The sequence below is a fragment of the Peribacillus sp. genome (genome assembly GCF_059453735.1).
Window position 1 is genome coordinate 1 of the sequence record NZ_JAZVJO010000235.1, and the last position, 2,917, is coordinate 2,917.

At 41.7% G+C, this 2,917-nt stretch carries 2 protein-coding genes; one reads left to right on the forward strand and one right to left on the reverse strand.

Annotated features, from left to right (window positions below; translation table 11 throughout):
* On the reverse strand, positions 1 to 1,826 hold a 1,826-nt coding region (locus AC52RT_RS07410; protein ID WP_495540149.1), incomplete at its 3' end, for a glutamate synthase central domain-containing protein.
* A gap of 145 nt (positions 1,827 to 1,971) precedes the next feature.
* On the opposite strand from AC52RT_RS07410, the gene gltC reads away from it, so the two are divergent.
* Positions 1,972 to 2,874 (forward strand): glutamate biosynthesis transcriptional regulator GltC, encoded by a 903-nt coding sequence (gene gltC, locus AC52RT_RS07415; RefSeq protein ID WP_495540150.1) that lies wholly within the window; start codon positions 1,972 to 1,974, stop codon positions 2,872 to 2,874.
* Positions 2,875 to 2,917: the final 43 nt, after the last annotated feature.

A 2,917-nucleotide genomic window follows, 5' to 3' on the forward strand; every position in this document is an offset into this window, starting at 1 on the left:
CCCGCATCGATTGCAGCCGCTGCTTTTTCAAACAGGCTGACTAACCCCTCATTTAAATGATCAGTAAATAAGGTTTGGATCACGCTGCATTTAAAAGCAGGGTCTTTGCATTCCTTTAGCTGCTTCATCTCACCGCTTGTCAAAACGGGGGAAGTAATTTGAATCCGACGACAATTGCTCTCATTGGGATGAAGTAAGTCTGCTTCTGCCCCCAGATATGAGACGGTAGACGTTACAAGCTGTTCCCGAAGTGAATCAATCGGTGGATTCGTGACCTGAGCGAATAATTGTTTAAAATAATTGAATAATGATTGCGGCAAGTCGGATAAGACCGCGAGTGGTGTATCATTCCCCATCGAACCAAGTGGATCCTTTCCTTCGAGGATAACAGGCAGCAAATATTTATGAACATCTTCATAGGTGTAACCGAACGCTTTTTGGCGAGAAAGCAAATCGGATACTTTCTCTGTTTCAATGACTTCTTCTTTAATAAGAGTCACCATTTGTTCATCCAGCCATTTTTGATACGGCAGCTCTGCTGCCATTTCCGTTTTAATTTCTTCATCTGAAATAATTCGCCCTTGCTCTAAATCGACAAGAAGCATTTTACCTGGACTTAATCTGTCTTTATATAAAACATTCTCTGGTTCAACTTCAACCACTCCCACTTCTGAGGAGAAAATAATATAATCATCCTTTGTGACATAATAACGAGCTGGCCGCAGTCCATTTCGATCTAGGATTGCCCCAATTTGCGTTCCATTCGTAAACGAAATAGCAGTGGGACCATCCCACGGTTCCATCATCGTACTGTGATATTCATAGAAAGCCCTTTTTTCCGCTGTCATATGCGGATTTTCTGACCACGGCTCCGGAATCAGCATCATGGCGGCGTGTGCCGGTTTACGCCCTGCCAAGACAAAGAATTCAAATGCATTATCAAGAATAGAAGAATCACTGCCATTCGCATCTAAAATCGGCAGGACCTTCTTAAGATCCTCCCCAAAAGCATCTGAAACAAATTGCTGTTCACGTGCTTTCATCCAGTTCATATTGCCTTTTAGCGTATTAATCTCGCCATTATGAACCAAATACCGATTCGGATGAGCACGTTCCCAGCTAGGGAATGTATTCGTACTAAAGCGGGAATGCACTAAAGCAAAAGCCGACACGAAAGCCTCATTCTGTAAGTCCAGGTAAAAGGCATCCACTTGTTCAGGTGTCAGCAGCCCTTTATAAACAATCGTCTGACTAGAAAGGCTGGCAAAATAAAATGTTTTGGTCTGAGCTTTTCCCCATGCTTCTGCCTGCTTACGAATAATAAATAATTTCCGTTCAAATAATTCGTTGTTTGTTTCGTCACTTGTTCCAATAAACACCTGTCGAATAACTGGGCAGGTATTCTTGCCGGTTTCACCAAGTTTAGTCACGTCGACAGGTACGGTTCTCCAGCCTAACACCCTTTGTCCTTCGTTTTCTATATAGTCAATTAATTTATTTTCAATTTCGATTTGTTCTTCTTTGTCAGTGGAGAAGAAGACCATTCCAACACCATACCGCCCTTTTTCCGGTAAATTCATTTCGGAGCAGACTTGATGAAAATAAGTATTCGGTATTTGCACCATTAATCCGGCACCGTCTCCTGTCAGTGGATCACTGCCCTGTCCGGCACGATGATCAAGTCGGCAAAGCATTTGGAGTCCTTTTTTGACGATTTCATGCGTTGCCTGCCCTTTTATATGTGCATATAGACCGATACCGCATGCATCATGTTCAAATTCAGGATGGTAAAGACCTTGCGCTTTCGGAATTTGATTGTATGTCAATTTTCATCGCTCCCCGTTCGTTGTACTTAACACGGCTATGTTAGTTATTTACTATTTTAAGTTTTCAAAATTAAATAAACAATATATAATTCTACTAAACCTATCTCGGATTGAGATGAATGAATGATTGAATGGAGGAAGTGCATTGGAGTTACGTCAATTAATCTATTTTGTAGAAGTAGCTGAGCGAGAACATGTTTCAGCTGCTGCAGAACATTTACATATCGCACAGTCTGCCATCAGCCGGCAGATTGCCAGACTGGAAGAAGAACTGAGTGTACAGTTATTTGAACGAATTGGCAGAAACATTCAACTCACACCAATTGGGAGAATCTTTTTGATTCATGCGAAAACAGCCATTAAAGCGATTGATTATGCCAAACTTCAAATCGATGAATACCTAGACCCTGAGAAAGGATCCATCAAAATCGGTTTTCCAACTAGTCTTGCCAATCATTTGCTTCCCACGGTAATTTCAGCTTTTCGTGAAGAACAACCGAATATTTCGTTCCATCTTAGTCAAGGTTCGTATGCCTCGTTAATAAAGTCCGTAAAGAATAATGAAGTCGGTCTTGCATTTCTTGGGCCGGTCCCAGCTGATGACTCCCTCATTAAAGGAGATATTCTGTTTACAGAGAACATGTCAGCTCTTTTACCCATAAGGCATCCTCTTGCTGATCGACCAAGCCTGCGACTCAGTGATTTGCGGAAAGATTCCTTCGTCCTTTTGCCAGATGGTTTTGTGTTACGAAAAATGGCAATTGAAGCCTGTAAGCAAGCTGGATTCGACCCGATTATTTCGTCAATTGGAGAGGATATGGATTCGATAAAAGGTCTTGTCTCGGCTGGCATCGGCGTCAGTCTTTTACCTGACAGTACTTTACACGAATCTACACCAAGATTAACGGTAAGAATTCCAATCGATACACCTGATGTCAAGCGTTCTGTTGGAATTATCACCTCAAAAACGCGCGATCTATCACCGTCAGAAAAAGTATTTTACCAGTTTATCATCGACTTTTATTCAGTTCTTGAACGGTATAAGTAAAGGATGATTAAACTACTTTCATGGAGTTTCCTTTCAGGTGCTG